General features: G+C 52.8%; 26 protein-coding genes. 13 read left to right on the top strand and 13 right to left on the bottom strand.

The window, feature by feature from the left end:
• Positions 1-33 precede the first annotated feature (33 nt).
• Positions 34-618 carry a molecular chaperone gene (locus EVX52_RS19040; protein ID WP_129952632.1) on the top strand — a complete coding sequence of 195 codons (585 nt, stop codon included), beginning with the start codon at positions 34-36 and terminating at the stop codon, positions 616-618.
• A gap of 75 nt (positions 619-693) precedes the next feature.
• On the opposite strand, the gene EVX52_RS19035 is transcribed toward EVX52_RS19040, so the two are convergent.
• From EVX52_RS19035 to mdtH, 3 genes are all read right to left on the bottom strand, one after another.
• Entirely contained in the window at positions 694-1257 is a 564-nt protein-coding gene (locus tag EVX52_RS19035; protein WP_129952633.1) for a lipoprotein, read from the bottom strand.
• A 143-nt stretch (positions 1258-1400) separates the two neighbouring features.
• The gene (gene grxB / locus EVX52_RS19030) at positions 1401-2048 is read right to left on the bottom strand and encodes a glutaredoxin 2 (RefSeq protein WP_129952634.1); all 648 of its coding nucleotides are present in this window, start codon (positions 2046-2048) and stop codon (positions 1401-1403) included.
• Between the two features lie 165 nt (positions 2049-2213).
• Positions 2214-3419 (bottom strand): multidrug efflux MFS transporter MdtH, encoded by a 1206-nt coding sequence (mdtH, locus tag EVX52_RS19025; RefSeq protein WP_129991893.1) that lies wholly within the window; start codon positions 3417-3419, stop codon positions 2214-2216.
• Positions 3420-3631: 212 nt separating this feature from the next.
• Between mdtH and rimJ the strand changes: the two genes are divergently transcribed.
• The 4 genes from rimJ to murJ all read left to right on the top strand — a co-directional run bounded on the left by rimJ (position 3632) and on the right by murJ (position 7551).
• Positions 3632-4219 (top strand): ribosomal protein S5-alanine N-acetyltransferase, encoded by a 588-nt coding sequence (gene rimJ / locus EVX52_RS19020; protein WP_129952636.1) that lies wholly within the window; start codon positions 3632-3634, stop codon positions 4217-4219.
• A 10-nt stretch (positions 4220-4229) separates the two neighbouring features.
• On the top strand, positions 4230-4883 hold the full coding sequence (locus tag EVX52_RS19015) for a YceH family protein (protein ID WP_129991892.1): 654 nt from the start codon (positions 4230-4232) through the stop codon (positions 4881-4883).
• A gap of 16 nt (positions 4884-4899) precedes the next feature.
• The gene (locus EVX52_RS19010; RefSeq protein ID WP_129952638.1) at positions 4900-5811 is read left to right on the top strand and encodes a Gfo/Idh/MocA family protein; all 912 of its coding nucleotides are present in this window, start codon (positions 4900-4902) and stop codon (positions 5809-5811) included.
• A gap of 204 nt (positions 5812-6015) precedes the next feature.
• A complete protein-coding gene (murJ, locus tag EVX52_RS19005) occupies positions 6016-7551 on the top strand; it encodes a murein biosynthesis integral membrane protein MurJ (protein ID WP_129952639.1) in 1536 nt (511 codons plus the stop codon).
• Positions 7552-7617: 66 nt separating this feature from the next.
• On the opposite strand, the gene argS is transcribed toward murJ, so the two are convergent.
• Entirely contained in the window at positions 7618-9351 is a 1734-nt protein-coding gene (argS, locus tag EVX52_RS19000; protein WP_129952640.1) for an arginine--tRNA ligase, read from the bottom strand.
• 217 nt (positions 9352-9568) lie between these two features.
• Between argS and EVX52_RS18995 the strand changes: the two genes are divergently transcribed.
• On the top strand, positions 9569-10138 hold the full coding sequence (locus EVX52_RS18995; protein ID WP_165385190.1) for a VOC family protein: 570 nt from the start codon (positions 9569-9571) through the stop codon (positions 10136-10138).
• Here the strand turns inward: EVX52_RS18995 and EVX52_RS18990 are convergent.
• On the bottom strand, positions 10135-11283 hold the full coding sequence (locus EVX52_RS18990) for a MalY/PatB family protein (protein ID WP_129952641.1): 1149 nt from the start codon (positions 11281-11283) through the stop codon (positions 10135-10137). The genes EVX52_RS18995 and EVX52_RS18990 overlap by 4 nt on opposite strands.
• A 113-nt stretch (positions 11284-11396) precedes the next feature.
• On the opposite strand from EVX52_RS18990, the gene cutC reads away from it, so the two are divergent.
• On the top strand, positions 11397-12155 hold the full coding sequence (gene cutC, locus EVX52_RS18985; RefSeq protein ID WP_129952642.1) for a copper homeostasis protein CutC: 759 nt from the start codon (positions 11397-11399) through the stop codon (positions 12153-12155).
• Between the two features lie 388 nt (positions 12156-12543).
• Here the strand turns inward: cutC and EVX52_RS18980 are convergent, their stop codons facing one another.
• From EVX52_RS18980 to EVX52_RS18955, 6 genes are all read right to left on the bottom strand, one after another.
• On the bottom strand, positions 12544-12747 hold the full coding sequence (locus tag EVX52_RS18980) for a hypothetical protein (RefSeq protein WP_129991891.1): 204 nt from the start codon (positions 12745-12747) through the stop codon (positions 12544-12546).
• A 170-nt stretch (positions 12748-12917) separates the two neighbouring features.
• Positions 12918-13889, bottom strand: a complete 972-nt coding sequence (gene cmoB, locus EVX52_RS18975; protein ID WP_129952644.1) for a tRNA 5-methoxyuridine(34)/uridine 5-oxyacetic acid(34) synthase CmoB — start codon at positions 13887-13889, stop codon at positions 12918-12920.
• The gene (gene cmoA / locus EVX52_RS18970) at positions 13886-14629 is read right to left on the bottom strand and encodes a carboxy-S-adenosyl-L-methionine synthase CmoA (RefSeq protein ID WP_129952645.1); all 744 of its coding nucleotides are present in this window, start codon (positions 14627-14629) and stop codon (positions 13886-13888) included. The genes cmoB and cmoA overlap by 4 nt, the downstream gene beginning before the upstream one ends.
• 136 nt (positions 14630-14765) lie before the next feature.
• The gene (locus tag EVX52_RS18965; RefSeq protein ID WP_095922388.1) at positions 14766-15161 is read right to left on the bottom strand and encodes an MAPEG family protein; all 396 of its coding nucleotides are present in this window, start codon (positions 15159-15161) and stop codon (positions 14766-14768) included.
• 111 nt (positions 15162-15272) lie between these two features.
• Positions 15273-16091, bottom strand: coding sequence for a DUF72 domain-containing protein (locus EVX52_RS18960; protein ID WP_129952646.1), 819 nt, complete (start codon positions 16089-16091; stop codon positions 15273-15275).
• 84 nt (positions 16092-16175) lie between these two features.
• Positions 16176-16751: a hydrolase gene (locus tag EVX52_RS18955; RefSeq protein ID WP_129991890.1), complete on the bottom strand. Its 576-nt coding sequence runs from the start codon at positions 16749-16751 to the stop codon at positions 16176-16178.
• A gap of 335 nt (positions 16752-17086) precedes the next feature.
• Here EVX52_RS18955 and aspS point away from each other — a divergent pair, with 335 nt between their 5' ends.
• The 6 genes from aspS (at position 17087) to ruvB (ending at position 22446) form a co-directional block, all read left to right on the top strand.
• Complete coding sequence (gene aspS, locus EVX52_RS18950; protein WP_129991889.1) at positions 17087-18883, top strand: aspartate--tRNA ligase; 1797 nt, start codon at positions 17087-17089, stop codon at positions 18881-18883.
• Entirely contained in the window at positions 18883-19329 is a 447-nt protein-coding gene (gene nudB, locus EVX52_RS18945; protein WP_129952649.1) for a dihydroneopterin triphosphate diphosphatase, read from the top strand. The genes aspS and nudB overlap by 1 nt, the downstream gene beginning before the upstream one ends.
• A 25-nt stretch (positions 19330-19354) precedes the next feature.
• Positions 19355-20098: a YebC/PmpR family DNA-binding transcriptional regulator gene (locus EVX52_RS18940; protein WP_013575035.1), complete on the top strand. Its 744-nt coding sequence runs from the start codon at positions 19355-19357 to the stop codon at positions 20096-20098.
• 108 nt (positions 20099-20206) lie between these two features.
• Positions 20207-20728, top strand: coding sequence for a crossover junction endodeoxyribonuclease RuvC (ruvC, locus tag EVX52_RS18935; RefSeq protein WP_120133488.1), 522 nt, complete (start codon positions 20207-20209; stop codon positions 20726-20728).
• Between the two features lie 87 nt (positions 20729-20815).
• Positions 20816-21430 carry a Holliday junction branch migration protein RuvA gene (ruvA, locus tag EVX52_RS18930; RefSeq protein WP_129952650.1) on the top strand — a complete coding sequence of 205 codons (615 nt, stop codon included), beginning with the start codon at positions 20816-20818 and terminating at the stop codon, positions 21428-21430.
• Positions 21431-21438: 8 nt separating this feature from the next.
• Positions 21439-22446: a Holliday junction branch migration DNA helicase RuvB gene (gene ruvB / locus EVX52_RS18925; protein ID WP_129991888.1), complete on the top strand. Its 1008-nt coding sequence runs from the start codon at positions 21439-21441 to the stop codon at positions 22444-22446.
• A gap of 64 nt (positions 22447-22510) precedes the next feature.
• Here the strand turns inward: ruvB and EVX52_RS18920 are convergent, their stop codons facing one another.
• Both EVX52_RS18920 and EVX52_RS18915 read right to left on the bottom strand, forming a co-directional pair.
• Positions 22511-24889: a glycoside hydrolase family 3 N-terminal domain-containing protein gene (locus tag EVX52_RS18920; RefSeq protein WP_129991887.1), complete on the bottom strand. Its 2379-nt coding sequence runs from the start codon at positions 24887-24889 to the stop codon at positions 22511-22513.
• The gene (locus EVX52_RS18915; protein ID WP_129991886.1) at positions 24886-26298 is read right to left on the bottom strand and encodes an MFS transporter; all 1413 of its coding nucleotides are present in this window, start codon (positions 26296-26298) and stop codon (positions 24886-24888) included. The genes EVX52_RS18920 and EVX52_RS18915 overlap by 4 nt, the downstream gene beginning before the upstream one ends.
• Positions 26299-26388 lie beyond the last annotated feature (90 nt).

The following is a 26388-nucleotide window of genomic DNA, read 5'->3' as shown; positions in this document are numbered from 1 at the left end:
AAACCCTTTTCATTGTCTGATCAGGTTACTGTTATGAATGAATTTTCGATTGTCTGCCGCGTGCTGGGCACCTTATTTTATCGCCAGCCGCAGGATCCGTTACTGGTTCCGCTGTTTGGTCTGATTCAGGATGGGAAGCTGCGTGAACACTGGCCGCTGGAACAGGATGCGTTGCTGATCCGCTTACAGGAAAGTGCCAGTCCGGAAGCACTGGCCGCTGAATTTAACCGTCTGTTTGTCGGTTCAGAATGCGCAGTTTCACCATTCCGCAGTGATTACGTTGAGGGCGCAAATGAAATGGATGTGCGCACATTCCTGCAACAGCGCGGAATGCCTTTAGGTGAAACACCTGCCGATCATTTTGGTGGCATGTTACTGGCCGCGTCCTGGCTGGAAGATCAGTCGCAGGAGGATGAAGTGGGTGCGCAAATCGCGCTGTTCGATGAATTGCTTTTCCCGTGGTGCGGTAAATTCCTCGGTAAAGTGGAAGCGCATGCGACCAGCGGTTTTTATCGTACCTTGTCTGAAATCAGCCGCGAAGCCTTGCAGGTCATGCGTGATGAATTGCAGGAACAGTTGCCACCCGATCTGGATGACGCTGAAGAAGACGATCAGTAACCCCTGGCGAAGAACATAAAAAACCCGGCGGTGGGTCATCACGCCGGGTTTTTTATGGTGACTCTTTAGCTGAAATTAATCAGTGAAGGGGATGACGAGTTGCCCCGGTTTCACTTCTATCCCTTTCGCCAGTTTCTTCGCCATCGCCTCGCCTTTACTGTGATCGCCATTAAGCACATAAGCCGGACGCTGGTTGAAATAGGTGTTCAGTGAATTGTTCAGGTATGGCATCAGACCTTTCATCACGTTATCCATTTTTTCAGGCTTGATGGTGTAATCCGTCACCTGCATATCCCGCAGGAAAATAGCGCCTTTTTCGCGGTCATAAGAAGGATTCGCTTTCAGGGTCAGGTGCATATCGGCTTTTTGCGGCCCGAACAGTGAGGAGATATCGACATGTGCATCCCCGGTCAGCGTCACGACGCCGGGTTCAGCGCGGCCGATCTGGCTGCTGAGATTGGTCAGCACCAGTTTGGCATCCACCAGGCCAGGAACACCCAACTGTTTTTCAAATTTGTTGTTTTTTTGCAGGTAATCATTCACCTGCTGCTCACTGATGGTGTACTGCGTCAGCTGATTACAGCCTGCCAGCAGGCTGGCGCAAATCAGTGCGGCGGCTCCTATAAATCGCTTTGTCATTCTTCCCTCATTACGTAAAAACTATTTTCTCAGCATGACCGCAATGCGGTATCGCGCCAATCAGACAACGCTGATTAGCCTAAGTGCTGAACGAGGGGAAGAAAAGGAAAAATAGCCGGAAGCGCACTTCCGGCTGCAAAGGCTTAACTTGCTAAGCGTGTTAATAAGTTAACCTGGGTCTGCTTGGCCATATTATCGCGATAGGCCTGAACCCGCGAAGGCCAGTCAATACCCTGAACGATCGACAGTGAACGCAGTAACGGCCACAGATTAATATCATCCTCGGAAAGCTCACCGTTCACGGCGTTAGGCTCAACGATCAGTTTGTCGAGTGCGCGCAGATCCTGACTGATTTTTTTCACCAGCCCCTCAGAATGCTGCAGATGCTCCTCAAAACTGCCGCTGGCGGCCTGCTTTTTATCGGAGAAATATTTACGTGCTGCCGGCGTGGAGAATTCTTCCAGCGGCGCGGCGGCAAAGCGTGGCAGTAGCAGACGTCCGGTATAGTCGGACACCTGCCGCAGCCAGGCGGCAATTGACGCATTCAGCGGCCCGGTCAGCAGGGGTTTACCGTCACTTTTGTCGATGTAGTGCACGATGTCCATACTCTCAGGCATGAAGCCGCCATCCTCTTTTTGCAGGATGGGCACCATTTTTTTACCGACCATTGATACGGGTGTTTTTTCATCATCATTGAGCAGCACCTTGATCTCAACGGGGATGTTCTTCAAACCGAAAATCATGCGGGCTTTCACGCAGAAAGGGCAATGTTCGTAAATGTAAAGTCTCATAGTACTTAGCTCCTGTTATCGCCGGCGGTGACCTGTAGGGTGCATGAAAACTGCCGGATGTAGGTTCAGATTCTTCCCGATTTCCCGATATAGTAAAGCCAGTATGGTTACAGATGTCAGTGAGATCAAACCGCGCTGGCGAAAGCGCGGTGTGAATGACAGGGATCAGTTGCCGCTGAGCATGGCGGGTTCGATGCGGCGCAGGTTGAACTGCCAGTACAAACCGGTGAGGGTGATAAAACCGACAACGCCGAGTAATAACCACGGCAGTTCGGGCAATTCGAGCGCACGGCCGGTGTCGTACATCCAGCCGCCACCGGTATAACCGATGACGCCGCCGAGAGCCAGCCCGAGACGGCTGAAGCCCATGTAGCTGCCACGCGCGCGGGCATCGGCCAGAGAGGCACCGAGGGTTTCACGGGCCGGTTCAGCAATGATGGAGCCGATGTAGAAAAAGCCAATCAGCAACAATAGCGGGTTGATTGAGGTGACCAGCCCGACCGGCAGCAGGCTCAGTGTCATGATCAGCAGACCGAACATCAGGCGCTGCTCAAGACGGAAACGTTTTTCACTCCAGCGGGCAATCGGATATAACAGCGTCAGCGACAGCACGGCTTCGATGGCGTACATCCATTTCACCGCTGACGGACTGCCTGCGACATCATTGACCGCAATCGGCAGCATCAGCATCACCTGAACAGTCAGCATGTAATAACCGGTGAGCGTGAGGACGTAGGCCAGAAAACGGCGGTCACGCAATACGCGCATCATGCCTTCGCGCATCGGCGTACGCAGGGTGGAAATGCGGTAAGCCGGTAACAGCCAGGCGTTGCAGGCAGCGGCCAGACAGAAGATTGCGGCTCCGGTCCAGCAAACGTAATGGAAATCATATTGCAGCAGCCAGCTGCCGATCAGGGCGCCAATAACGGCGCCTGCGCTGTCCTGCATCATCATCAGAGAAAAGAAACGGCTGCGTTCATGCGGACGGGTCAGTTTGATCACCAGCGCGGTGCGTGGTGGATCAAATAACGTGCCGCCAAGGCCGGAAAGAATACAGGAGCAGACCAGGATCCACGGTTGATCGGCCATCGCCATCGCGGCAAATCCTGCAGCACGCAATAACATGCCGCTGATAATCATGGGTTTCGCCCCGAACCGGTCAGCAATCGCCCCGCCAAAAATGCCTAATCCCTGTTGCGTAAGCTGACGAACGCCGAGCGCCAGACCAACGGCCATTGCTGCCCAGCCAAGCTGATCGACAAATCGGATCGAGATCAACGGAAAAACCACGAAAAAGCCTAAAATCACCAGCGCGTTGTCTAATAACAGAAAATACTTACCCAAGCTCCGAGCTTGTGATACCAGAGACATGCTTCACCATGAGCGATTATATGTATCCTGTCCGGCAGATACAGAAAGGAGAAAAGACCGTTCCAGTCTGAACCGGAAACAGGCATTTAGATAGGGCGCTATTGATAATATTTTTTTATCGTCAAGCCGCGTTCTGACTGGCAGAATTAGCGATGATCTGTCGTTTCCTATAAATTCTATTTATCGACCCATGCGGAATGTGGAGGGAAGGGATGTTTGGCTACAAATCTGCCGTGCCAAAGGTACGGCTTACCACTGACCGGATGGTCCTGCGCCTGGTTCATGATCGTGATGCACACCGGCTGGCTGAATACTACGCTGAGAACCGCGCGTTTCTGAAACCGTGGGAACCGGTCAGGGATGAAAGCCATTGTTATCCCTCAGGCTGGCAGGCGCGTCTGGGGCTGATTACCGAGATGCAAAAACAGGGCAGTGCATATTATTTTATTTTGCTCGACCCTGATGAAAATCGCGTTATGGGAGTGGCGAACTTCAGCAACGTGCTGCGCGGTTCTTTCCATGCCTGTTTCCTCGGGTATTCTCTTGGACAGGAATGGCAAGGCAAAGGCCTGATGCAGGAAGCGTTGCAGTCCCTGATCCGCTATATGCAACGCCAGCAAAAAATGCACCGCATCATGGCCAATTACATGCCGCACAATAAACGCAGTGGTCAGCTGCTCGAACGTCTCGGTTTTGAACGCGAAGGTTATGCCAAAGACTATCTGCTGATTGACGGCAAATGGCAGGATCACGTGCTGACAGCATTAACCTGGCACGAATGGACACCCCCGTCCCGATAAGGAGAGCACGATGAAACACGAACTCAGCGCCCGCGAGGCCCGTGTCGTGGGCTGTTTGCTGGAAAAACAACTCACTACGCCAGAACAGTATCCGATGACACTTAACGGCCTGACGACGGCCTGCAATCAGAAAACCAACCGCGAGCCGATAATGGAACTGAGTGAAAGTGACGTTCAGCAAACGCTGGATTTACTGCTGCGTAAACACATCATCCGTACCCTGAGCGGCTCACGTACCATGAAGTATGAGCACCGCTTTTGTAATTCCGAATTCGGTAATCTTAAATTTTCTCCGCAGGAAGTGGCGGTTGTCACCACGCTGTTATTGCGTGGCGCGCAGACACCGGGCGAGCTGCGAACCCGCACTAACCGTCTGCATGATTTCTCAGACGTCGCTGAAGTTGAGCAAACGCTGACTGAACTGACAAACCGTGAAGACGGCCCGTTCTGCGTGCGTCTGGCGCGTGAACCGGGTAAGCGTGAAAGCCGTTATATGCATCTGTTCAGCGGAGAAGTCAGCAACGTGGCCAGCAGCGCCGAAGAACCGCCGTTCAGCGCTGCGCCGGAAAGCGCTGATCTCGCCGCGCGCGTGGAAACGCTGGAAGCCGACGTTGCGGAGCTGAAACAGCGTCTGGAAAATTTGTTGCAGCATCTGGCCGATTAATGAAAAGGAGCGTGCGGTGAGTAAATTACGTATCGGAGTGATCGGGCTGGGCGGTATCGCGCAAAAAGCATATCTGCCGGTGCTCAGTCATGCCCAAAACTGGACGCTGGTGGGCGGTTTTTCGCCCAATCAGCAAAAAGCACAGGCCGTTTGCGACAGTTACCGCATGGCGAATTTTTCGCGCATGGATGAACTGGCGGGGCAGTGTGATGCCGTTTTTGTGCACAGCAGTACCGCCAGCCACTTTGAGGTGGTTAGTCAACTGCTGGCGCAGGGTGTGCATGTGTATGTGGATAAACCGCTGGCCGCTGAACTTAAGCAGGCTGAGCAGCTGGTTGAACAGGCTGACAAAGTGGGCAAAACGCTGATGGTCGGCTTCAACCGCCGCTTTGCGCCGCTGTACCGCCAGTTAAAACAACAGATGCAAAATCCAGCGTCCGTGCGCATGGACAAACACCGGACCGACAGCGTCGGGCCAAATGACCTGCGTTTCACCTTGCTGGACGATTATCTGCACGTGGTGGATACCGCGCTGTGGCTGGCCGGGGGCAATGCCAGCCTGGAAAGCGGTCTGATTCAGATTAACGAAGCCAATCAGATGTTGTACGGCGAACATCATTTCCTCTGTGGCGAGACGCTGGTGACGACATCAATGCACCGCCGGGCAGGGACTTTCCGTGAGAGCGTGCAGGCAGTGGCTGACGGCGCAGTCTATCAGTTGGATAATATGCAAATCTGGCGGGAAGAACAGCAGGATACTCTCACACAACTGCCGGTACCGGGCTGGCAAAGTACGCTGGCGCAGCGCGGATTTGTCGGTGCTATTGAACACTTCGTGTCCTGCGTGAGTAACCAGACGACGCCGGAAACCAGCGGCGAGCAGGCAATTTATGCGCAGGCAATGATCGGCAAAATTCTGGATTCTTAACCTGAATTCTTAACAGGAAAACCGCGCGGGATGGCACGGTTAACACTCTATAACAACATAAAACAACTGCCGGTGGCTATTGTATGGCGGATGCGTAGACTAAGCGCATCTTTGAGCCATGCGGGTTCCTCTTTCACGTTGCTGATGCAGCCGTGATGGTTTAACTATTTGATATACATGTAAACCGGTAAACAAGAAAGCGACATGAATCTACTTAAATCTTTGGCAGCCGTCAGTTCTATGACGATGTTTTCACGTGTATTAGGTTTTGCCCGCGATGCCATTGTGGCTCGTGTATTTGGCGCCGGAATGGTCACCGACGCCTTTTTTGTGGCGTTTAAACTCCCGAATTTATTGCGCCGTATTTTTGCAGAAGGTGCATTCTCACAGGCCTTTGTGCCGATTCTGGCTGAGTACAAAACTCAGCAGGGCGAAGAGGCCACCCGCACCTTTATTGCCTATGTCTCGGGATTACTGACGCTGGTTCTGGCGATTGTCACCGTGTTGGGCATGATCGCAGCCCCTTGGGTAATTTATATTACTGCCCCGGGCTTTGTGGATTCTCCTGACAAATTTGCCCTCACCAGTTCGCTGCTGCGGATCACCTTCCCGTATATCCTGCTGATTTCCCTGGCATCCCTGGTCGGGGCGATACTGAACACCTGGAACCGATTTTCGATCCCGGCTTTTGCCCCGACCTTCCTGAACGTCAGCATGATTGGTTTTGCATTGTTTGCTGCGCCGTATTTCCACCCGCCGGTGCTGGCACTGGCCTGGGCTGTGGTGGCCGGGGGAGTGCTGCAACTGGGTTATCAGCTTCCGCATTTGAAGAAAATCGGCATGCTGGTATTGCCTCGTCTGAATCTGAAAGATGCCGGTGTGTGGCGTGTGATGCGTCAGATGGGGCCTGCTATCTTAGGTGTCTCTGTCAGCCAGATTTCACTGATTATCAATACCATCTTCGCATCGTTTCTGGTCTCCGGTTCTGTGTCATGGATGTATTACGCTGACCGTCTGATGGAGTTTCCTTCCGGTGTACTGGGCGTGGCGCTCGGCACTATTCTGCTGCCTTCACTGGCGCGAAGTTTCTCCAGCGGTAATCATGGTGAATATAATCGCCTGATGGACTGGGGCTTGCGTCTGTGTTTCCTGCTGGCGCTGCCAAGTTCTGTCGCGCTGGGTATTCTGGCTAAACCGCTTACGGTGGCATTATTCCAGTATGGCAAATTCAGCGCATTTGATGCTTCGATGACGCAACGTGCGCTGGTGGCCTATTCCGTCGGACTGATGGGACTGATCGTGGTGAAAGTGCTGGCACCGGGCTTTTATTCGCGTCAGGACATCAAAACACCGGTGAAAATTGCCATCATTACGTTACTGATGACGCAGGTCATGAACCTGGCCTTTATCGGGCCACTCAAACACGCGGGGCTTTCCCTGTCGATCGGGCTGGCCGCCTGTCTGAATGCCTCCCTGCTTTACTGGCAACTGCGTAAGCAGGATATCTTTCAGCCGCAGCCTGGCTGGAGAGTGTTCCTGATCAAGCTGATCGTGGCAGTGGTTGCGATGTCAGCCGCATTGCTCGGCATGATGTGGCTGATGCCTGCATGGGATGTGGGCGGAATGGCGTATCGTCTGGCACGTCTGGCGGCAGTGGTCGCTGTCGGGGTGGTGGCTTACTTTGCGGTGCTTGGCCTGCTGGGCTTTAGGGTGAAAGAGTTTGCCCGCAAGCTGGACTGATTAACGCAGATTTCAGAAACACAAAAGGGCGCCTGAGCGCCCTTTTTTAATATCCACAGCCGTGAGTTACATACGTTCTACGGTTTCGATACCCAGCGTATCCAGACCGGTTTTCAGCGTGCGTTGTGTCAGCAGCGCCAGTTTCAGACGGCTGTTGCGACTGGTTTCATCTTCTGCATTCAGGATCGGGCAATGTTCGTAGAAGCTGGAGAACAGGCCTGCCACATCGTACAGATAGGCACACATGGTGTGCGGTGTGCCTTCACGGGCAACAACCGTCAGCACTTCTTCGAACTGCAACAAACGGGTTGCCAGCGCCGCTTCGCGTTCTTCGCTTAGCACAACCGGCCGGGTCAGGCTGTTTACGTCAATATCGGCACGTTTAAAGACAGACGCCACACGGGTATAAGCATATTGCATGTAAGGTGCCGTGTTGCCTTCAAACGCCAGCATGTTATCCCAGTCGAAGATGTAATCAGTGGTACGGCTTTTTGACAGGTCAGCATATTTGATGGCGCCGATACCGACGGCATTCACCAGTTTTTCCAGTTCAGCGGTGTCTTTCATTTCCGGATTCTTTTCCGTGATCAGCTTACGTGCGCGATCAATGGCTTCATCCAGCAAATCGGACAGCTTCACCGTGCCGCCTGAACGGGTCTTGAACGGCTTGCCGTCTTTACCCAGCATCATGCCGAACATGTGGTGTTCGAGTGCCACGGAATCCGGCACATAACCCGCTTTACGGGCGATGGTCCACGCCTGCATCAGGTGCTGATGTTGACGGGAGTCGATGTAATACAACACGCGATCAGCACCGAGAGTTTCGTAGCGGTATTTCGCGCAGGCGATATCGGTAGTGGTGTAGAGGTAGCCGCCATCTTTTTTACGGATGATGACGCCCATCGGATCGCCTTCTTTATTTTTATATTCATCCAGATAAACGACAACAGCCCCTTCGCTGTCGACGGCCAGACCTTTGGCCTGCAGGTCAGAAACGATGCCCGGCAGCATGCTGTTGTACAGGCTTTCACCCATCACATCGTCTTCGGTCAGGGTGACGTTCAGGCGATTGTAGGTGAGCTGGTTTTGCTTCATGGTTACGTCAACCAGTTTGCGCCACATCTGCAAACAATATTCATCGCCGCCTTGCAGCTTCACTACATAACCACGTGCGCGCTCAGCGAAGGCTGGGTCTTCATCGTAATTTTTCTTGGCCGCGCGGTAAAATTCTTCCAGATCCGCCAGATTCATATCACCGGCATTTTCGTTTTGCACTTTTTCCAGGTAGGCAATCAGCATGCCGAACTGTGTGCCCCAGTCGCCAACGTGGTTAGCGCGGATCACTTTATGGCCAAGGAATTCATTGGTGCGTACGGCAGCGTCACCGATAATGGTGGAGCGGATATGGCCAACGTGCATTTCTTTCGCTACGTTTGGCGCGGAATAGTCGATAACGATAGTTTGGGGTTCAACCGGTGCGATGCCCAGTTTTTCATCGCTCAGCGCGTGGTCTACCTGCGCGGCAACAAAAGCAGGATCCAGGAAGATATTGATAAAACCCGGTCCGGCAATTTCAACTTTGTTGGCAATCCCGCTCAGATCTAACAGTTCAACGACTTTCTCTGCCAGTTGTCGCGGTGGCATGCCGAGTTTTTTTGCCACGGACATAACACCATTAGCCTGATAGTCGCCAAACTGAGCTTTAGCGGACTGACGGACTTGCGCTTCGCTGTCGGCTGAGGCGCCTGCAGCGATCAGCGCCTGGCTGACTTTATCTGAAAGAAGTGACTGAATATTCACCGAAGTACCTTTATTTAGGAATGTGGTTGTTTGCTGTTCATCCCAATGCGGACGAACCTAAAATAATGCGTGTTTATATCATATTCGCCCTGCGACGTCAGTATCACCGCGCGTCCGGGCTGAGGAAAGCGCGATTGTGCGGCCTGTCTCTGGCAACCGGATGAAAGGCTGTGTAAATTACCCGACCCTGAAGATTCGTAAACTGAAACAAGATAGGATGGCCGCCATGAACCATGTGCCGGAGTTACAGGATTTAGCTGATGATTTACCGCGCTTTGTCGGCGTACTGACGGCGTTCGCCGCAAAATTACATATCAATCTGAGCGAGTTTCACGCGGATCATATTTCAGTGCGTTGTCATCAGAACACCACGGCGGAACGCTGGAAAGCCGGGCTGGAACAGTGTGGCAGCCTGCTGAATGAAACCCTGATTAACGGACGGCCAATTTGTCTGTTCTCACTGAACGAACCTGTGCAGGTCGGGCCGCTGAGTATTGATCTGATCGAGTTGCCTTATCCCGGCGATAAACGTTATCCGCACGAAGGTTGGGAACATATTGAAATTGTCCTGCCGGGGGCTGAAGACGAATTATATACACGTGCGCTGGCGCTGATTGCCGATGAAGCGTTGATGACGCCCGGTGTTAAGCTGAAACAAAGTGCGCCAAAAGGGGAAAACGAGCGTTTGCCTAATCCGACGCTGGCAGTCACCGACGGATCTGTGACCATCAAATTTCACCCGCACAGCCTGCGGGCGATTGTCGCCAGCGAAAGGGATGAGGCTTAACGGTGCAGCGCCAGTAAGGCGGCATCCATGCGATCCAGCGCTTTTTCCAGTAATGCGCGCTGGCAGCCCAGATTGATACGTACGTAAGCCGGTGCGCCAAAATCGGCCCCGCCTGAGAAACCAACACCGGCTTCGACAAAGAAACGGTAAGGATCCTGCACCGGCAGTGCGCTGGCATCAATCCAGCCAAGGTAGGTGCCTTCCGGTGCCAGCATGCGTAAGCCCGGCATCGCGTTGATTCTGGTCGTCGCCAGTTCGCGGTTACCCCGCAGATAACTGAGCTGCGCGTTAAGCCATTCTTCGCCATCGCGATAAGCTGCGGTTGCCGCAACATACGCCAGAATGTTGACGTGCGGCATAATGCCTTTACTGGCTTCAAGGAATTTCCGGCGCAGTTCCGGGTCAGGGATAATCGCCATCGACGCGCCCAGACCGGCCAGGTTGAAAGTTTTGGACGGCGACATGAGTGTGATCGAACGCTGCTCAGCATCGGCATTGAGGGAAGCAAACGGGATATGTTTCAGGCCCGGCTCGAGGATCAGATCACAATGAATTTCATCCGAACATACCACCAGATCGTGACGTTGGGCGAAGGCCAGTTGTTCGAGTAATTCCTCGCGACGATACACTGTGCCACCGGGGTTATAGGGGTTGCAGAGCATCAGCAGCTTTTCGCTGCCATCGAGTACGTTTTCGGCACTGGAAAAATCGGCCACCCAGCGCTGTTGCTGTTCAGTTACATTAATGTATTTAAACTGACGGCCTTCAGACTGAGCCGCCTGCATAAATGGCGGATAAATGGGCATTGGCATCAGACTGGAATTTTGCTGTGCCACGGTGGCGCGAACGGCGACGTTTAATCCGCACACCAGACCCGGTAGCCAGACAATCCATTCGGGCTTAATTGTCCATTCGTAGCGATCCGCCAGACGTTTTACAACTAAATCAACCAGTTCCGGCGGTGTAAAACCATATCCGAAGACGCCTTCTGCAACGCGTTGCTGCAACTCTTTGATAACCTGTGGTGGAGAAGTAAAGTCGGTATCGGCCACCCAGAGCGGGATCACATCCTGATTATTGTATTTATTCCACTTAACGCTATCACTGTGACTGCGGTCTACCCATAAATCAAAATTGAGTGTCATAGTTAGCTTTCCTAAGCAAGCAGGTTGGGCGGGGATGCTCATCTCAAAGCCTACGCGACATGGCCGGTTACAGACAAGTGTTGTAGCATAATGCCGTAAACAGGAGAGATCACATGACTAAATTAGAAGTGTGTTGTTACAGCGTTGATTGTGCGTTGACAGCAGAACAGGCCGGGGCCGATCGTGTTGAATTGTGCGCCAGTCAGGCTGACGGCGGCATTACGCCGAGTTACGGCACTCTCCTTCTGGCGAGGGAAAAAGTGACCATCCCTGTACACCCGATTGTCCGTCCAAGGGGGGGTGACTTTTGCTACAGCCGAAGTGAATTTGAGGTGTTGAAAAGTGATATTGCCTGTATTCGCGATCTTGGTTATCCGGGGCTGGTTGTCGGCATGCTGGACGCGGAAGGGCACATAGATATGGCGAGAATGTGGGAAGTGATGGCGCTGTGCGGTGATATGGCCGTGACATTCCATCGTGCATTCGACATGTGTCTGAATCCGAAGATTGCACTGGAGCAATTGACTCAGTTAGGGGTGGCGCGCATTCTGACTTCCGGACAACAACAAAATGCCGAAGTCGGTTTACCGATGCTACGGGAACTGAATCAGCTAACGCGTGGTCCAATCATTATGGCTGGCGCGGGTGTGCGCCTGACGAATTTGCAGAAGTTCGTTGATATCGGGCTGAGCGAGTTACACAGCTCAGCGGGACGTCAGGTTAAATCCGCCATGCGCTACCGTAAAGCCGGTGTCACGATGAGCTCTGACACGGACTTTGATGAATTCAGTCGTTATTGCGTGGACGGCGATATTGTTGCCGCAATGAAAAGTACATTGCAGTTTGACGATGAAATATCCCGCACGGCGTGATAAATAAAAATTTAACCGGGTCACACGACCCTTATTGCGTCGCCCTGCGCAAGTACCAGGCCCCGTCATATTGGCGGGGCTTTTTTTATGCTCTTAAAAGCACTTGCAGAGGCGCTTTTTCTGACGGGCAAAACACTTCAGCCCCAGGTCAGCAGCGCCACACCGAACATTCCTGCTTTCACCACCAGGCACATCACAAAAAGACCTAAAACAATAACGGCGCGGTCCATGAGGAATCGAATTCTTCTGCGCATTGATTTCTCCACGAAATACTCGCGTACTGATAAATTGATCTGGACGAACTTATACACGAGAAGCCAGGGATCAATCCAATGATAAAGCGTTAAAATGCGAAGCTTTACAAAGGGCTGTGGCAGACAGGGGGAGACTACTTCTCGTAAAAGTTTTTTATTTTTATCTCGACGTCAATATTTGCCCAGTGTAATTCGTTTTCCTGGTGCAGGCTGCTGCTGCCATCTTCCCAGGAAACGTAATACGACACGATGTTGTGCTCTGATTCAAAGGTATTCATCACGGTGCCTTTGATATCACCTGATACGTGTTTAACGATGCTGCCTTTTGGGAACTTCATACTTCCTCCCGTAACGCGAAAGACGATCTTTGTCATCACAACCGATAGCCTTCTGAAAGGTTAGACCTTTTTACTGCAGGATGTACAGCGTAACGCGACTGAAAGTGTGGGTTAAGTGCGGGCAATAACCTCCGGCAGACAGGGGACTGACTGACGGAGGTGAGAGGAAATTACGGCTTGCGGGCGATGAGCAAGGCGCGGCGCGGTGCCGGATAGCCTTCAATGGTTTTGGTCGGATCCTGCGGATCGAGGAATTCAGCCAGAGATTCGCTGGTCATCCAGTCGGTACGGCGTTGTTCTTCACATGTCGTGACGCTGACATCTGCAATACGCACATCGACAAAGCCGCATTTAATCAGCCAGTTTTTCAGGGCTGGTGCGGAAGGGATAAAATAGATATTCCCCATCTGTGCGTAACGGTCACCCGGTACCAGAACCTGTTCACTATCCCCTTCGACAACCAGTGTTTCCAGCACCAGTTCCCCTTCACTGACCAGCTGATTTTTCAGTTGCAGAAGATGATCTAAGGGTGAACGACGATGATACAGCACGCCCATAGAGAAAACGGTGTCAAACGCATTCAGCTCGGGTAATTGTTCGATGCCCAGCGGCAGTAAATGCGCGCGCTGATCGCCGCCCAGTAATTTACGCACCGCCTCGAACTGACACAGGAAAAGCTGCATCGGGTCGATACCCACGGCAAGATGGGCGCCTGCGCCAATCATGCGCCACATATGATAACCGCTGCCGCAGCCGACATCTAAAATCGTCCGCCCGACAAGGGATGAAATATGCGGCAGAACCCGATCCCATTTCCAGTCTGAACGCCATTCGGTATTGATTTCAACGTCGTACAGTGAAAACGGACCTTTACGCCATGGCATCATGTTGCGCAGCAGGTTTTCAATGCCTTCGCGCTGGCCTGCAGGCAACGGTATTTCCATACCTGCGCTGACGCCGTGCAGTAAATCCAGACGCTCGGGTTGCAGCAACGGCAGGCGGTCTACGGAGTTAAACCACAGTTTAAATTTGCCGTGCAGGGATTCTTTCTGCCACGCGGTTAGCTGTGAGGGCAGGGTATTGAGCCACGGACTCAGCGGCCCTTTAGCGATGACGCGATAAAAATCACCAAAATCAATCATTCTGCATCTCCGGCTTTCAGTGCAATCAGTGAGCCGAAATTAAAACACTGGAACCAGACTTCCGTGTGCTGGAAACCGGCCTGATGCAAACGGGCTTTATGGGTTTCAACGGAATCCGTCAGCATAACGTTTTCGAGCATGCTGCGTTTCTGGCTGATTTCCAGCTCGCTGTAGCCGTTTGCACGCTTGAAGTCGTGATGCATATTGAATAACAGTTCACCGACGTCTTTGTCTTCAAAACTGAATTTTTCTGACAGCACCAGCGCCGCACCCGGTCGCATTCCCTGATACACCTGATTGAGCAGACGCTGACGGTCTGCCGGTTCGAGGAATTGCAGGGTAAAGTTGAGCACCACCATGGAGGCGTTTTCCAGCCCGATATCCAGAATATCGGATTCAATCACGCTCACCGGCGTATCTGCTCGGAAAGCGTCAATGTGGCGGCGGCAGCGTTCCACCATGGCGGGGGAGTTATCGACAGCAATAATTTGGCAGCCCGGCACCTTAATGTTACGACGCATCGACAGCGTGGCAGCACCCAGTGAACAACCCAGATCATAGACATTGGAGTCGGGCTGAACAAAGCGCTCCGCGAGCATGCCAATCATCGAAATAATGTTGGAATAGCCCGGGACAGAGCGTTGGATCATGTCGGGGAAAACTTCCGCGACGCGTTCATCGAACGTCCAGTCGCCAAGCTTATCTATTGGTGCAGAAAACAATCTATCGTGGTTTGCCATAGCGGTGAGTCAGGCCAAAAAGAATGTGGGTAAAAAGTTGAGGGCAGATTTTAGCAGATACTGGCGCAGGCAGATACCTGCGCGCCTGGGAGTTGTTTCAAAAGGACATCAAATTTATCGGGTAATGGCACAGGAATCAGTCAAAGTTCAAAAACTGTGACCATGGCAGATAAATAATATTGACCACGACCATCAGGACCAGCGAAATATAAGTGGCAGCCATGCCATTACGGCGCCAGGCAAATTCGCGGTTTTTGAGCCCGTAATAATGAAATAACCGGCCGAGGATCAATAACAGGCCGCAGGCATGTACTGTCCAGATTGCCGCGCCGTTCATTTCCATATACAGCAACAGTAAACAGCCGATCGGCAGATATTCTACGGCGTTGCCGTGTACGCGGATGGCCGTTTGTAATTCATAGGATCCGCCGTCACCGGTGGCGATACGGTATTGCATCCGCAAACGGACAACATCGAAAGAGAGTTTGATTAAAAGTATGGCGGCAAGCACGACATATAACGCGCTAATCATGATGACTTCCTTGGTTATTCCCTGTTTTCCGGCGGAACGGCACTGATTTTCCGCTGCGTCACTATGATAACGGGATGACGTAAAACTGTCGTCAGAAAAACATGAATATTCTCAGAACAACGTGTCCTGTTCCGGCCAGTCCGGTGCGGGCTGAACCGAAGGAATATGCTGGCGCAGATCCTGCCACAGGCTGCGTGCCTGCTGGGGGGCGTCGGAACAATCAGGCGTATGAATGAACAGGTACGGCGACAATCCTTGTGATTGCCAGTCGCTGAGTTTGGTGATCCACTGACCGAACAGCGGGCGGTTCGCTTCGAGACTGTCGCCACCGATAAAGCGGACAATTGGCCGGGTGGATGTCGCCAGTGCATGCAGCGGCAAAACGGGTTTTTTACGTTTGGCTTCAAGCACCGCGTGTGTTTCGGATGTAGAGCTATGAACCGGGCGGCTGTCGAGGATCGCACGGTTAATGCCGCGCTGATGTAACCCCTGATTCAGTGCACGTTCCGCCTCGCCTTTTTTGAAGAAATCCGGATGACGAACTTCGACGCCATAATCGAAACCGGCGGGCAGGGCATCAAGGAACTGCCATAAGCGGTCAAGATGGACAGGCGCGAACGCTGCCGGAAGTTGCAGCCAGAGTTGCCCGGTGCGTCCGCCAAGCGGTTCAAGCGTGCGGTAAAACATACTGACGTCTTCCTGACAATTCGTCAGTGCCGCTTTATGGCTGATGTCGGAAGGAAATTTGAAACAAAAGCGGAAAGATTCAGGCGTCATATCACGCCAGCGCATCACCACTTCCTGTTTGGGCAGGGCGTAAAATGTCGTATTGCCTTCGACACAATTGAAGTACCGCGCGTAATCGGCCAGATCACGCAAACCCATCTTCGCCCAGGCGCTGTGGTGCCATTGCGGTAAACCAATATACATATCGGTGCTCCTTTTTTCCGGGCCGGATCCCAGGTAAAACGCCGCCTCAGCGGGCGGCGTTCAGGCATGGAAATCAGGGTAACGTTACGCTGGCAACGCGGCAAGCACTTCGGCGGTGGAACGGACACGGCTGATACGCGGGAAAATAAACTGCATACTCGCCTGATGATGATCATTATTGTGCGCGCTGCACGCATCTTCTGCGATCACCAGTTCATAGCCATGTTCCCAGGCATTACGGGCCGTTGATTCCACGCCGATATTGGTGGAAATACCGGCCAGTACGATGCTTTTAATGCCACGGCGACGCAGTTGTAAATCCAGGTCGGTGCCGTAAAACGCGCCCCATTGACGTTTGATCACCAGCAAATCGCTGTCGGTAACGTTCAGCTGTTCCGGGAATTCCCACCAGCTTGCCGGTAAACCGCCTTCCGGTGCGACAGAAGGCACATCCACCGGTTGCTTCAGCGCTTCGTCAAAGGAGTCAGACCAGCCTACGCGTACCATCACCACTGGCGCACCGAGTTGACGGAAACGGTTGGCCAGTTCAGTCGCGTTGTCCAGCACCTGCTGTGCGGTGTGCGGGCCGCCCGCGAACGGTAAAATCCCTTTCTGTAAGTCGATCAGTACCAGCGCGGTCGTTTTTGGATCAAGTTTCATGCTTAGCTCCTGGTTTTCAAAATAGGTAATAAGAGAAAGGAGTGATTTACTGCGTGTACAAAGGGGATGGCGCGAGTTTATGCTAACGCGGGGGGCAAAAAGATATAATTTTGTTAAATTATGTGTAGCTAGCAACAGGCATAAATTTCCGCGCCAGCGTTGACATGTTCGTACTTATCCTTCGCCGGAAATTCCTTTATAATAGCCGCCTTTTTTCGACCTGAATAAAACCCATTCCGCGCGCTGCTGAGTTTTGCGGCGGGCGACCAGAGTCAATAACCGTTTCTGTGCCTGTGAGCCATGAGGCCGGGTAGTGGGATCAAAAGGATACCGTTATGCGTACTGTATATTGTGGAAAACTGAATGCGTCCAATGTGGGCCAGGAAGTAACATTGTGTGGCTGGGTTAACCGCCGCCGCGATTTGGGTGGTTTAATTTTCATCGATATGCGTGACCGCGAAGGCATCGTCCAGGTTTTCTTCGACCCCGATCAGGCTGAAGCCTACAAGCTGGCGTCTGAACTGCGTAACGAGTTCTGCATCCAGCTAACCGGTATTGTGCGTGCACGCCCGGAAAGCCAGTTCAACAAAGACATGGCGACCGGTGAAGTGGAAGTCTTCGCCAGCAATCTGAACATCATTAACCGTTCAGAATCGCTGCCGCTGGACTCCAACCACGTCAACACTGAAGAAGCGCGTCTGAAATACCGCTATCTTGATTTGCGTCGTCCTGAAATGGCTAACCGCCTGAAAGCACGCGCAAAAATCACCAGTTTTGTGCGCCGTTTCATGGACAGCCATGACTTCCTGGATATCGAAACTCCGATGCTGACCAAAGCCACGCCGGAAGGTGCGCGTGACTATCTGGTGCCAAGCCGTGTGCACAAAGGCAAGTTTTATGCCTTGCCGCAGTCTCCTCAGCTGTTCAAACAGCTGCTGATGATGTCCGGTTTTGACCGTTATTATCAGATCGTAAAATGCTTCCGTGATGAAGATTTACGTGCTGACCGTCAGCCTGAATTCACCCAGATCGATGTGGAAACTTCTTTCATGAGCGCAGAACAAGTGCGTGAAGTGATGGAGAAACTGGCCCGCGAACTGTGGCAGGAAGTGAAAGGCGTGGATCTGGGCGATTTCCCGGTCATGACTTTTGCAGAAGCGATGCGTCGTTACGGTTCTGATAAGCCGGACCTGCGCAACCCGATGGAAATGGTTGACGTTGCGGACCTGATGAAAAACATCGAGTTCAAAGTGTTTGCCGATCCGGCCAACGATCCGAAAGGCCGCGTGGCAGCATTACGTGTCCCTGGCGGTGCCTCCCTGAGCCGTAAACAAATCGACGAATACGCAAAATTCATCGAAATCTACGGTGCCAAAGGCCTGGCTTACATCAAAGTGAATGAGGTCGCGAAAGGCCTGGAAGGCATTCAGAGCCCGGTGGCTAAATTCCTGAATGAAGAATTGCTGTCTGCCCTGATTGAACGTACCGGTGCACAAGATGGCGACATGATCTTCTTCGGCGCAGCCAGCGCTAAGATTGTGACTGACGCCATGGGTGCACTGCGCCTTAAAGTCGGTCGTGACCTGAAAATCACCAAAGAAGACATGTGGGCTCCGCTGTGGGTGATCGACTTCCCGATGTTTGAAGACACCGATGAAGGCGGTCTGAGCGCTATGCACCACCCGTTCACTGCGCCGAAAGACATGACGGCTGAAGAGCTGGCTGCGAACCCGGTTTCTGCTATTGCTAACGCCTACGACATGGTCATCAACGGTTACGAAGTGGGCGGCGGTTCTGTGCGTATTCACCGCAGCGAAATGCAGCAGACGGTGTTCAGTATTCTGGGCATTAACGAGCACGAACAGCGCGAGAAATTCGGCTTCCTGCTCGATGCACTGAAATACGGTACGCCTCCGCACGCAGGCCTGGCATTTGGTCTGGATCGTCTGGTGATGTTGCTGACCGGAACGGATAACATCCGTGACGTAATCGCTTTCCCGAAAACGACCGCAGCGGCGTGTCTGATGACCGAAGCACCAAGTTTTGCCAACCCGGCGTCACTGCTGGAACTGGGCATTGCGGTTGTGGCTAAAAAAGAAGTGACACCCGACACAAATACAGAGAATAACTAATGAGCTATAAGCGTCCTGAGTCGATACTGTGCGTCATCTACGCCAGAAACACCGGCAGGGTGCTGATGCTTCAACGTAAGGATGACCCGGATTTCTGGCAGTCGGTGACCGGCAGTCTGGAAGACGGGGAATCCCCGAATCAAACCGTGCAGCGGGAAGTCATGGAAGAAGTCGGTATCGACATTGCAGGTGAAAACCTGCCGCTTCAGGACTGTAACCGCTGCGAGGATTTTGAAATATTTGCGCATTTGCGCCATCGCTATGCTCCCGGCGTGACCCGTAACAAAGAACATTGGTTCTGTCTGGCGTTACCCGACGAGCGTGATGTGGTTCTGACTGAACATCATGCGTACCGGTGGCTCGATAAACCGGCAGCGGCAGCGCTGACGGTCTCACCGAGCAACCAGCAGGCGATTGAAGAATTTGTAAACTATTCGGTCTGTTAAGACTTTAGACTTTTTGGAGATATTTATGGCAGGTCACAGTAAGTGGGCCAACACCAAGCACCGCAAAGCGGCGCAAGATTCTAAACGCGGCAAAATTTTCACCAAAATCATTCGTGAGCTGGTCACGGCTGCGCGTCTGGGCGGCGGTGATGCGGGTTCAAACCCACGTCTGCGTGCGGCTATCGATAAAGCGCTGTCCAACAACATGACCCGCGATACCCTGAACCGTGCTATCGCACGCGGTGTGGGCGGTGACGAAGACACCAACATGGAAACCATCATTTATGAAGGTTACGGCCCTGGTGGTTCAGCCATCATGGTGGAATGTCTGAGTGACAACCGTAACCGTACCGTGGCAGAAGTGCGTCATGCGTTCACCAAAACCGGGGGCAATCTGGGTACCGACGGTTCCGTGGCGTATCTGTTCTCCAAAAAAGGCGTGATCACTTTCGCACCGGGTCTGGATGAAGACGTGCTGATGGAAGCCGCGCTGGAAGCAGGCGCAGAAGACATCATTTCTTATGATGACGGCGCTATCGATGTGTTCACTGCCTGGGAGAATCTGGGCGAAGTGAAAGACGCGCTGGAAGCTGCCGGTTACAAAGCTGATTCCGCCGAAGTCACGATGATCCCATCGACCAAGGCCGACATGGATGCAGAAACTGCACCAAAACTGTTGCGCCTGATTGATATGCTGGAAGATTGTGACGATGTGCAGGAGGTTTACCACAACGGTGAAATCTCCGACGAGATCGCAGAAACGCTGTAATCTCTCTGCCAGCCGGTGGCTACCACCGGCTGGCTATCCTGTTGCCCCTCAGCAGTTTATACTCTCCCCAACTTTGTAAAAAACGACAACACAAGGCGTTAACTGGCTATGGCTATTATTCTGGGGATTGACCCCGGTTCGCGTATTACCGGCTATGGCATTATCCGCCAGACAGGACGTCAGCTCAGTTATCTCGGCAGCGGTTGTATCCGTACTGTCGTGGACGATATGCCGGGGCGTCTGAAACTGATTTACGCCGGTGTGTCGGAAATTATTACGCAATTTCAGCCTGATTTTTTTGCCATCGAATCGGTGTTTATGGCGAAGAATGCCGATTCTGCGTTAAAACTTGGCCAGGCGCGCGGTGCCGCCATTGTGGCCGCCGTTAATCAGGACCTGCCGGTCTTTGAGTATGCCGCGAGGCAGGTCAAACAGACCGTCGTCGGTACCGGTGCCGCAGAAAAAACGCAGGTTCAGCATATGGTGCGTTCAATCCTGAAATTACCGGCGAATCCGCAGGCAGATGCCGCCGATGCGCTGGCAATTGCGATAACACATTGCCATATGAGCCAGAATGCTATCCGGCTCAGCAGTGACAAATTACAAATGGCGCGCGGACGTATGCGATAGCGGCGGTGCGTTCGTTGGGCTGGATATTCATCCAGCCTTTTTTATGATATAAACATCGCTGCTTTTGACCTGATAAGGAAAATGAACGTGATAGGCAGACTACGAGGCATTATTCTGGAAAAACAGCCCCCTTTGGTGCTGCTTGAAACCCAAGGCGTTGGCTATGAAGTGCATATGCCGATGACCTGTTTTTATGAATTGCCGGAACTGGGCCAGGAAGCTATCATATTCACGCAATTTATCGTCCGTGAAGATGCCCAGCTGCTCTATGGATTTAACGATAAACAAGAGCGCGCGCTGTTCCGTGAACTGATCAAAGTGAACGGAGTCGGACCCAAACTGGCGCTGGCGATCTTGTCAGGTATGTCGGCTCAGCAATTTGTCAGTGCGGTAGAAAAGGAAGAAATCACCGCATTAATTAAGTTACCGGGCGTCGGTAAGAAAACGGCAGAACGTCTGGTTGTCGAAATGAAAGACCGGTTTAAAGGATTAAACGGTGATCTATTTAACAGTCATACTGATATCACGTTACCTGCATCGTCGTCGAAAGCTCAGGAATCTGACGCCGAAGGCGAAGCCGTTGCAGCACTGATTTCCCTCGGATACAAACCCCCAGAAGCCAGCCGTATGATCAGCAAAGTTGCCAAACCGGGCGCCGAATCTGAAACGCTAATTAGAGAAGCGCTGCGCGCGGCGCTGTGAGGTAAACGATGATTGAAGCTGACCGCCTGATATCTTCTGAAGTCTTCAGTGAAGAAGAAGTCATCGACCGTGCAATCCGCCCGAAGCTGCTCAACGAATACGTCGGTCAGCCTCACGTGCGTTCGCAAATGGAAATCTTTATTCAGGCGGCCAAGCAACGCAAAGACGCGCTCGATCACCTGTTGATTTTCGGACCGCCGGGACTGGGTAAAACCACGCTGGCTAATATCGTGGCGAATGAAATGGGCGTGAATTTACGGACCACTTCAGGGCCGGTGCTGGAAAAAGCCGGTGACCTGGCCGCGATGCTGACCAACCTCGAGCCACACGATGTGCTTTTCATTGATGAAATCCACCGTCTCTCACCGGTCGTCGAAGAAATTCTGTATCCGGCGATGGAGGACTATCAGCTGGATATCATGATTGGTGAAGGGCCTGCGGCACGTTCCATCAAACTTGATTTACCGCCGTTTACCCTGATTGGTGCGACGACCCGCGCCGGTTCACTGACGTCACCGTTACGTGACCGTTTCGGGATTGTGCAGCGTCTCGAGTTTTATCAGGTGGCGGATTTACAGCACATTGTCGGGCGCAGTGCGTTATGCCTTGGGCTGGAGTTGTCGGAAGAGGGCGCGCATCAGATTGCCCGCCGTTCACGCGGAACGCCGCGTATCGCCAACCGTCTGTTGCGCCGTGTGCGTGACTTTGCCGAAGTTAAAGGCGACGGCACCATCAACGGTGATGTGGCCAACGGCGCGCTGGATATGCTGGATGTCGACGCGGAAGGTTTCGATTACATGGACCGCAAACTGCTGCTGGCGATTATCGACAAGTTCACCGGCGGACCGGTCGGGCTGGATAACTTAGCGGCGGCGATCGGTGAAGAACGCGAGACGATTGAAGACGTGATCGAACCTTTCCTGATCCAGCAGGGGTTTATTCAGCGCACACCGCGCGGACGCATGGCGACCAATCATGCCTATAAGCATTTTGGTATCGTCAGAGAGACTGAGTAACAACGCTTTGTATGCATAAAAAACGGACGCTCAGGGCGTCCGTTTCGCTTTTCATCATCCGTGGTTACTGATTGACGTCGCACCGGCTGACCATCCGCCAGTCGCGGGGCAATTCCCGCACTTCGCCGGCCAGCGTGATTTTGCCACGCGCCTGAATATCCCTGCTCGACGACCCTACCTGTACCTCGACAAAACCCGGTTCGACGATACGCTTACCGGCGTTACTGGTGAAATTGAGCATATCGGTGGGGATGCTGAAACTGAGCGTTGCCGTTTGCCCGGCGTCCAGTTCAACGCGTTCGAAAGCTTTCAGTTCCTGCACCGGACGCACCAGTGATGCCACGCAGTCGCGCAGATAAACCTGCACCACTTCGCTGCCCGCTTGCTTACCGGTATTGGTCACTTGTATCTGCACCTCAATGTCGCCATTTTCGATGGCGACAGGATGCTGACTGAGCTGAAAATCATGATAACGGAACGTGGTGCCGCTCAGTCCGTAACCAAACGGATATTTTGCACCAAAGTGGAATGCAACCGGCGTGCCGCCACTTTTCAGCTTGTGATTGTAATAATAGGGCATTGCACCGGCGCTTTTCGGCACGGAAAGCACCAGCCTTCCGGACGGAGCCTCTTTGCCGCTGAGGATGTCGCTGATGGCGCATCCACCTTCCTGACCGGGGGCAAACGCCATAAGATATCCTGCGACTTTTTCTTCCAGTCCGCCGAGCGAATACGGCCGCCCGCCGGTCATCACCACAACGGTCGGTTTGCCGGTGGCGATGACCTCTTCCAGCAACTGTTGCTGAACGCCAGGCAATTTCAGGCTGTCAGTATCAGAACCTTCTCCTACTGTGCCGCTCTGGAACAATCCGGCCAGATCGCCGACAAATACCAGTGCGACGTCACTCTCCTGCGCCAGTTTAACCGCCTGCGGAATAAGTATGGTGCTTTGTGAGACCGGTGAGTTTTGCATCGGGGTTCCTGCATCGCCGGGGAATACCGGCGCACCGGCGGTGCGTTTTTCGAGAATATGGCATCCTTTGGCATAACGGATATTTTGTTCACCGTAAGCGTCGCGCAAAGCCTGTAACGGCGTGATGACCTGTTCTGTCTGCGCTTGCATTTCGCTGATGATCAGATGCACCGGGAAGCTGTAACCGCTGAGTAAGGCCAGCGGATCATCTGCCGTCGGGCCTATTACCGCAATTTTCTGGCCAGATGTCGGTTTCAGCGGCAGGATGCCATTATTTTCCAGTAAGGTGATGGATCGCACAGCCGCTTTCCGGGCCAGTGCCCGTGTGGCAGGTTGCTGCAGTTGCGGCTGAAGTTCGCTGACATAAGGTTGTTCAAACAGCCCGAGACGGAATTTTTCGGTCAGTATGCGGGCAACAATTTCGTCAATCTTCACCATATCAATCAGGCCACGTGAAACGGCATCTGCCAGATGCTGCGCGCAGTCACCTTTCGGTAATTCAATATCCAGACCCGCATTAAACGATAAAGCGGCAGACTCGGCATCGTCATGGCTGACGCCGTGATGCTGATGCAGCAGACTGACGCCGCCATAATCGGCAACAATCAGGCCGTCGAATCCCCATTGTTTACGCAAAATTTCGGTCAGCAGGAAATGATCGCTGTGGCACGGCTGTCCATCAATATCGTGATAAGCCGGCATGACGGAACCGGCATTTGCCAGTTTCACCGCCATCTCAAAGGGCAGCAGAAACGTGTCATTCAGTTCGCGAAACCCCAGATGTACAGGCGCATGGTTACGCGCGCCTTCGCTGAAAGAGTGCCCGACGTAATGTTTCAGCGTTGCCAGCAGGTCACGCTTTTCACCCTGTAAGCCGCGTACATAAGCCGTTGCCATCACGCCGACCAGATACGGGTCTTCACCAAAGGTTTCTTCGGTACGTCCCCAGCGCACATCGCGTGACACATCCAGCACCGGCGCCAGCCCCTGATGACAACCTACGCTTTGCGCTTCCTCACGGATAGCGGCGGCAATCTGCTCCATTAATTGCGGATCCCAGGTTGAGGCATAGCACAGGGATGAGGGAAACAACGTGGCATCTTTACACAGCAGGCCCACCAGACATTCCTCGTGGAACATTGCCGGGATGCCCAGCCTCGTTTCTTCCACCAGAGTTTTTTGCAGCCGGTTCAGCGCTTGTCTGCCTTCAGCCGGGCTCACCACGTGGGTGCCAAGCGGGCGGGTAATTTGCCCGGCACCCAGTGCCAGTTGCTGTTCCAGTCCCTGACTCTGTTTATGCCCGGCAAAGTCATCGCTCAGGTCGGTACGTTCTTTGTGATTGCCGTGGCTGTCGAGGATCAGCCAGAACGCATGCATCTGGGCGAATTTTTCCTCCGGCGTCATACGGGCCAGAAGATCGGCGACGCGGCTGGATACGGGTTGGGAAGCATCCTGATAAAGATAAGTCATCTTGCATCTCCTTGATTAATCAAAGGCCGGGAACCGCTGAGCACGGGTTCCTCTGCGCCTGCGAAAGAACGTCGCGTTGCGAGGGATGAGGCGATAGTTTGCATTGTGCGGTTGTTGAGTTTGTAGATGAAAAGCAGGGCGGCCATCAGCAGGAATAGCGCACACGGCACCAGTGTGAACAGTGAATTAATGGTTAACATTACCGGCGCACTTTGCGTGGCACCGTTCGGCAGGTAACCGACCATACCGAGCACCCAGCCGACAATAGCTCCACCCAGTGCCAGCCCGAATTTAATGGCAAACAGCGCCGTGGAGAATACCAGCCCGTCAAGCCGCCGGCCGGTGCGGGATTCTTCATGATCTACGACGTCTGAGAACATTGTCCATTGCAACGGCGTGGTGAGGTTTTGGATAAAACTGAACACCAGATTGAGGGCGAAAATAAGGCCAATGGACGGCGAAGGAACAAAGAAAATAGCCGCGTTGCAGATCACAAAGGTCAGGATTGTCCATTGATAGGATTTAATTCGGTCGAATTTACCTAATAATTTCTCAGACAGTAAGGCACCCAATAATGAGGCGATCATACCGAAAACAATAAAATTAAATACCAGATCCGGACGGGCCAGCACATATTTCACGTAATACAGCGTGGCGGAACCCCGGATAACCACGGCGCACAGCAGCAAAATATTAAAAATAAAAACAATGCGCCATTGTGAGTTATTCCACAGCAATTTCAGGTCGCTCAGCATTGAACCGGACGTATCATTACGTGGCTGATAACGCTCCCGCGTCAGCCCGAAACAACAGAAAAATAATACGATACCTAGCAGTCCCATCAGGCTCATGGCATAGAAGTAGCCTTTCTGCGGATTACCGGCACCGAGTTTTTCCACCAGTGGCAGGGCGATCACCGTGACCACCAGGCCGCCGATAAATGACAACCCGAAGCGCCACGATTGCAGTGAATGGCGTTCGCGTGGATCGAGCGTTAACGCCCCCGGCATCGCACAATACGGCACATTGATGGCGGAATATACCAGGCTTAGTAAAGTATAAGTCACTGCTGCATAAATAATTTTACCGGTTGGCGATATATCAGGCACATAAAATGTGATCAGGCAACAGACACCAAACGGGATCGCAAACCACAGCAGCCACGGGCGGAATTTCCCGTAGCGCGTCGTGGTGCGGTCAACCAGCGCGCCGATGCAGGGATCGACACAGGCGTCCACGGCACGAACCACTAAAAATAGCGTGCCCATAATCGCGGCGGGTAAACCAAAAACATCCGTATAGAAATAAGCGAGAAACAAGGTCGCTGTTTGCCAGACCAGCGCACTGGCCATATCGCCGAGTCCGTAGCCAATCTTATCTTTCACTGAAAGAACCGGAGTGATCATCATTATTTGTTACCTGCTTTCTGTAAGGAGAGATAACCGACGGAAAATAATTATTAATGTCTTTAACGAAAGAAAGATAAATAACCTGAGGAA

Origin of the sequence: Rahnella sp. CFA14(1/10) (assembly GCF_004195095.1) — a bacterium.
GTDB classification, from domain to species: domain Bacteria; phylum Pseudomonadota; class Gammaproteobacteria; order Enterobacterales; family Enterobacteriaceae; genus Rahnella; species Rahnella perminowiae.
The sequence above is the reverse complement of the archived record's forward strand: the minus strand, read 5'-3'. Positions and strand labels throughout refer to the sequence as shown.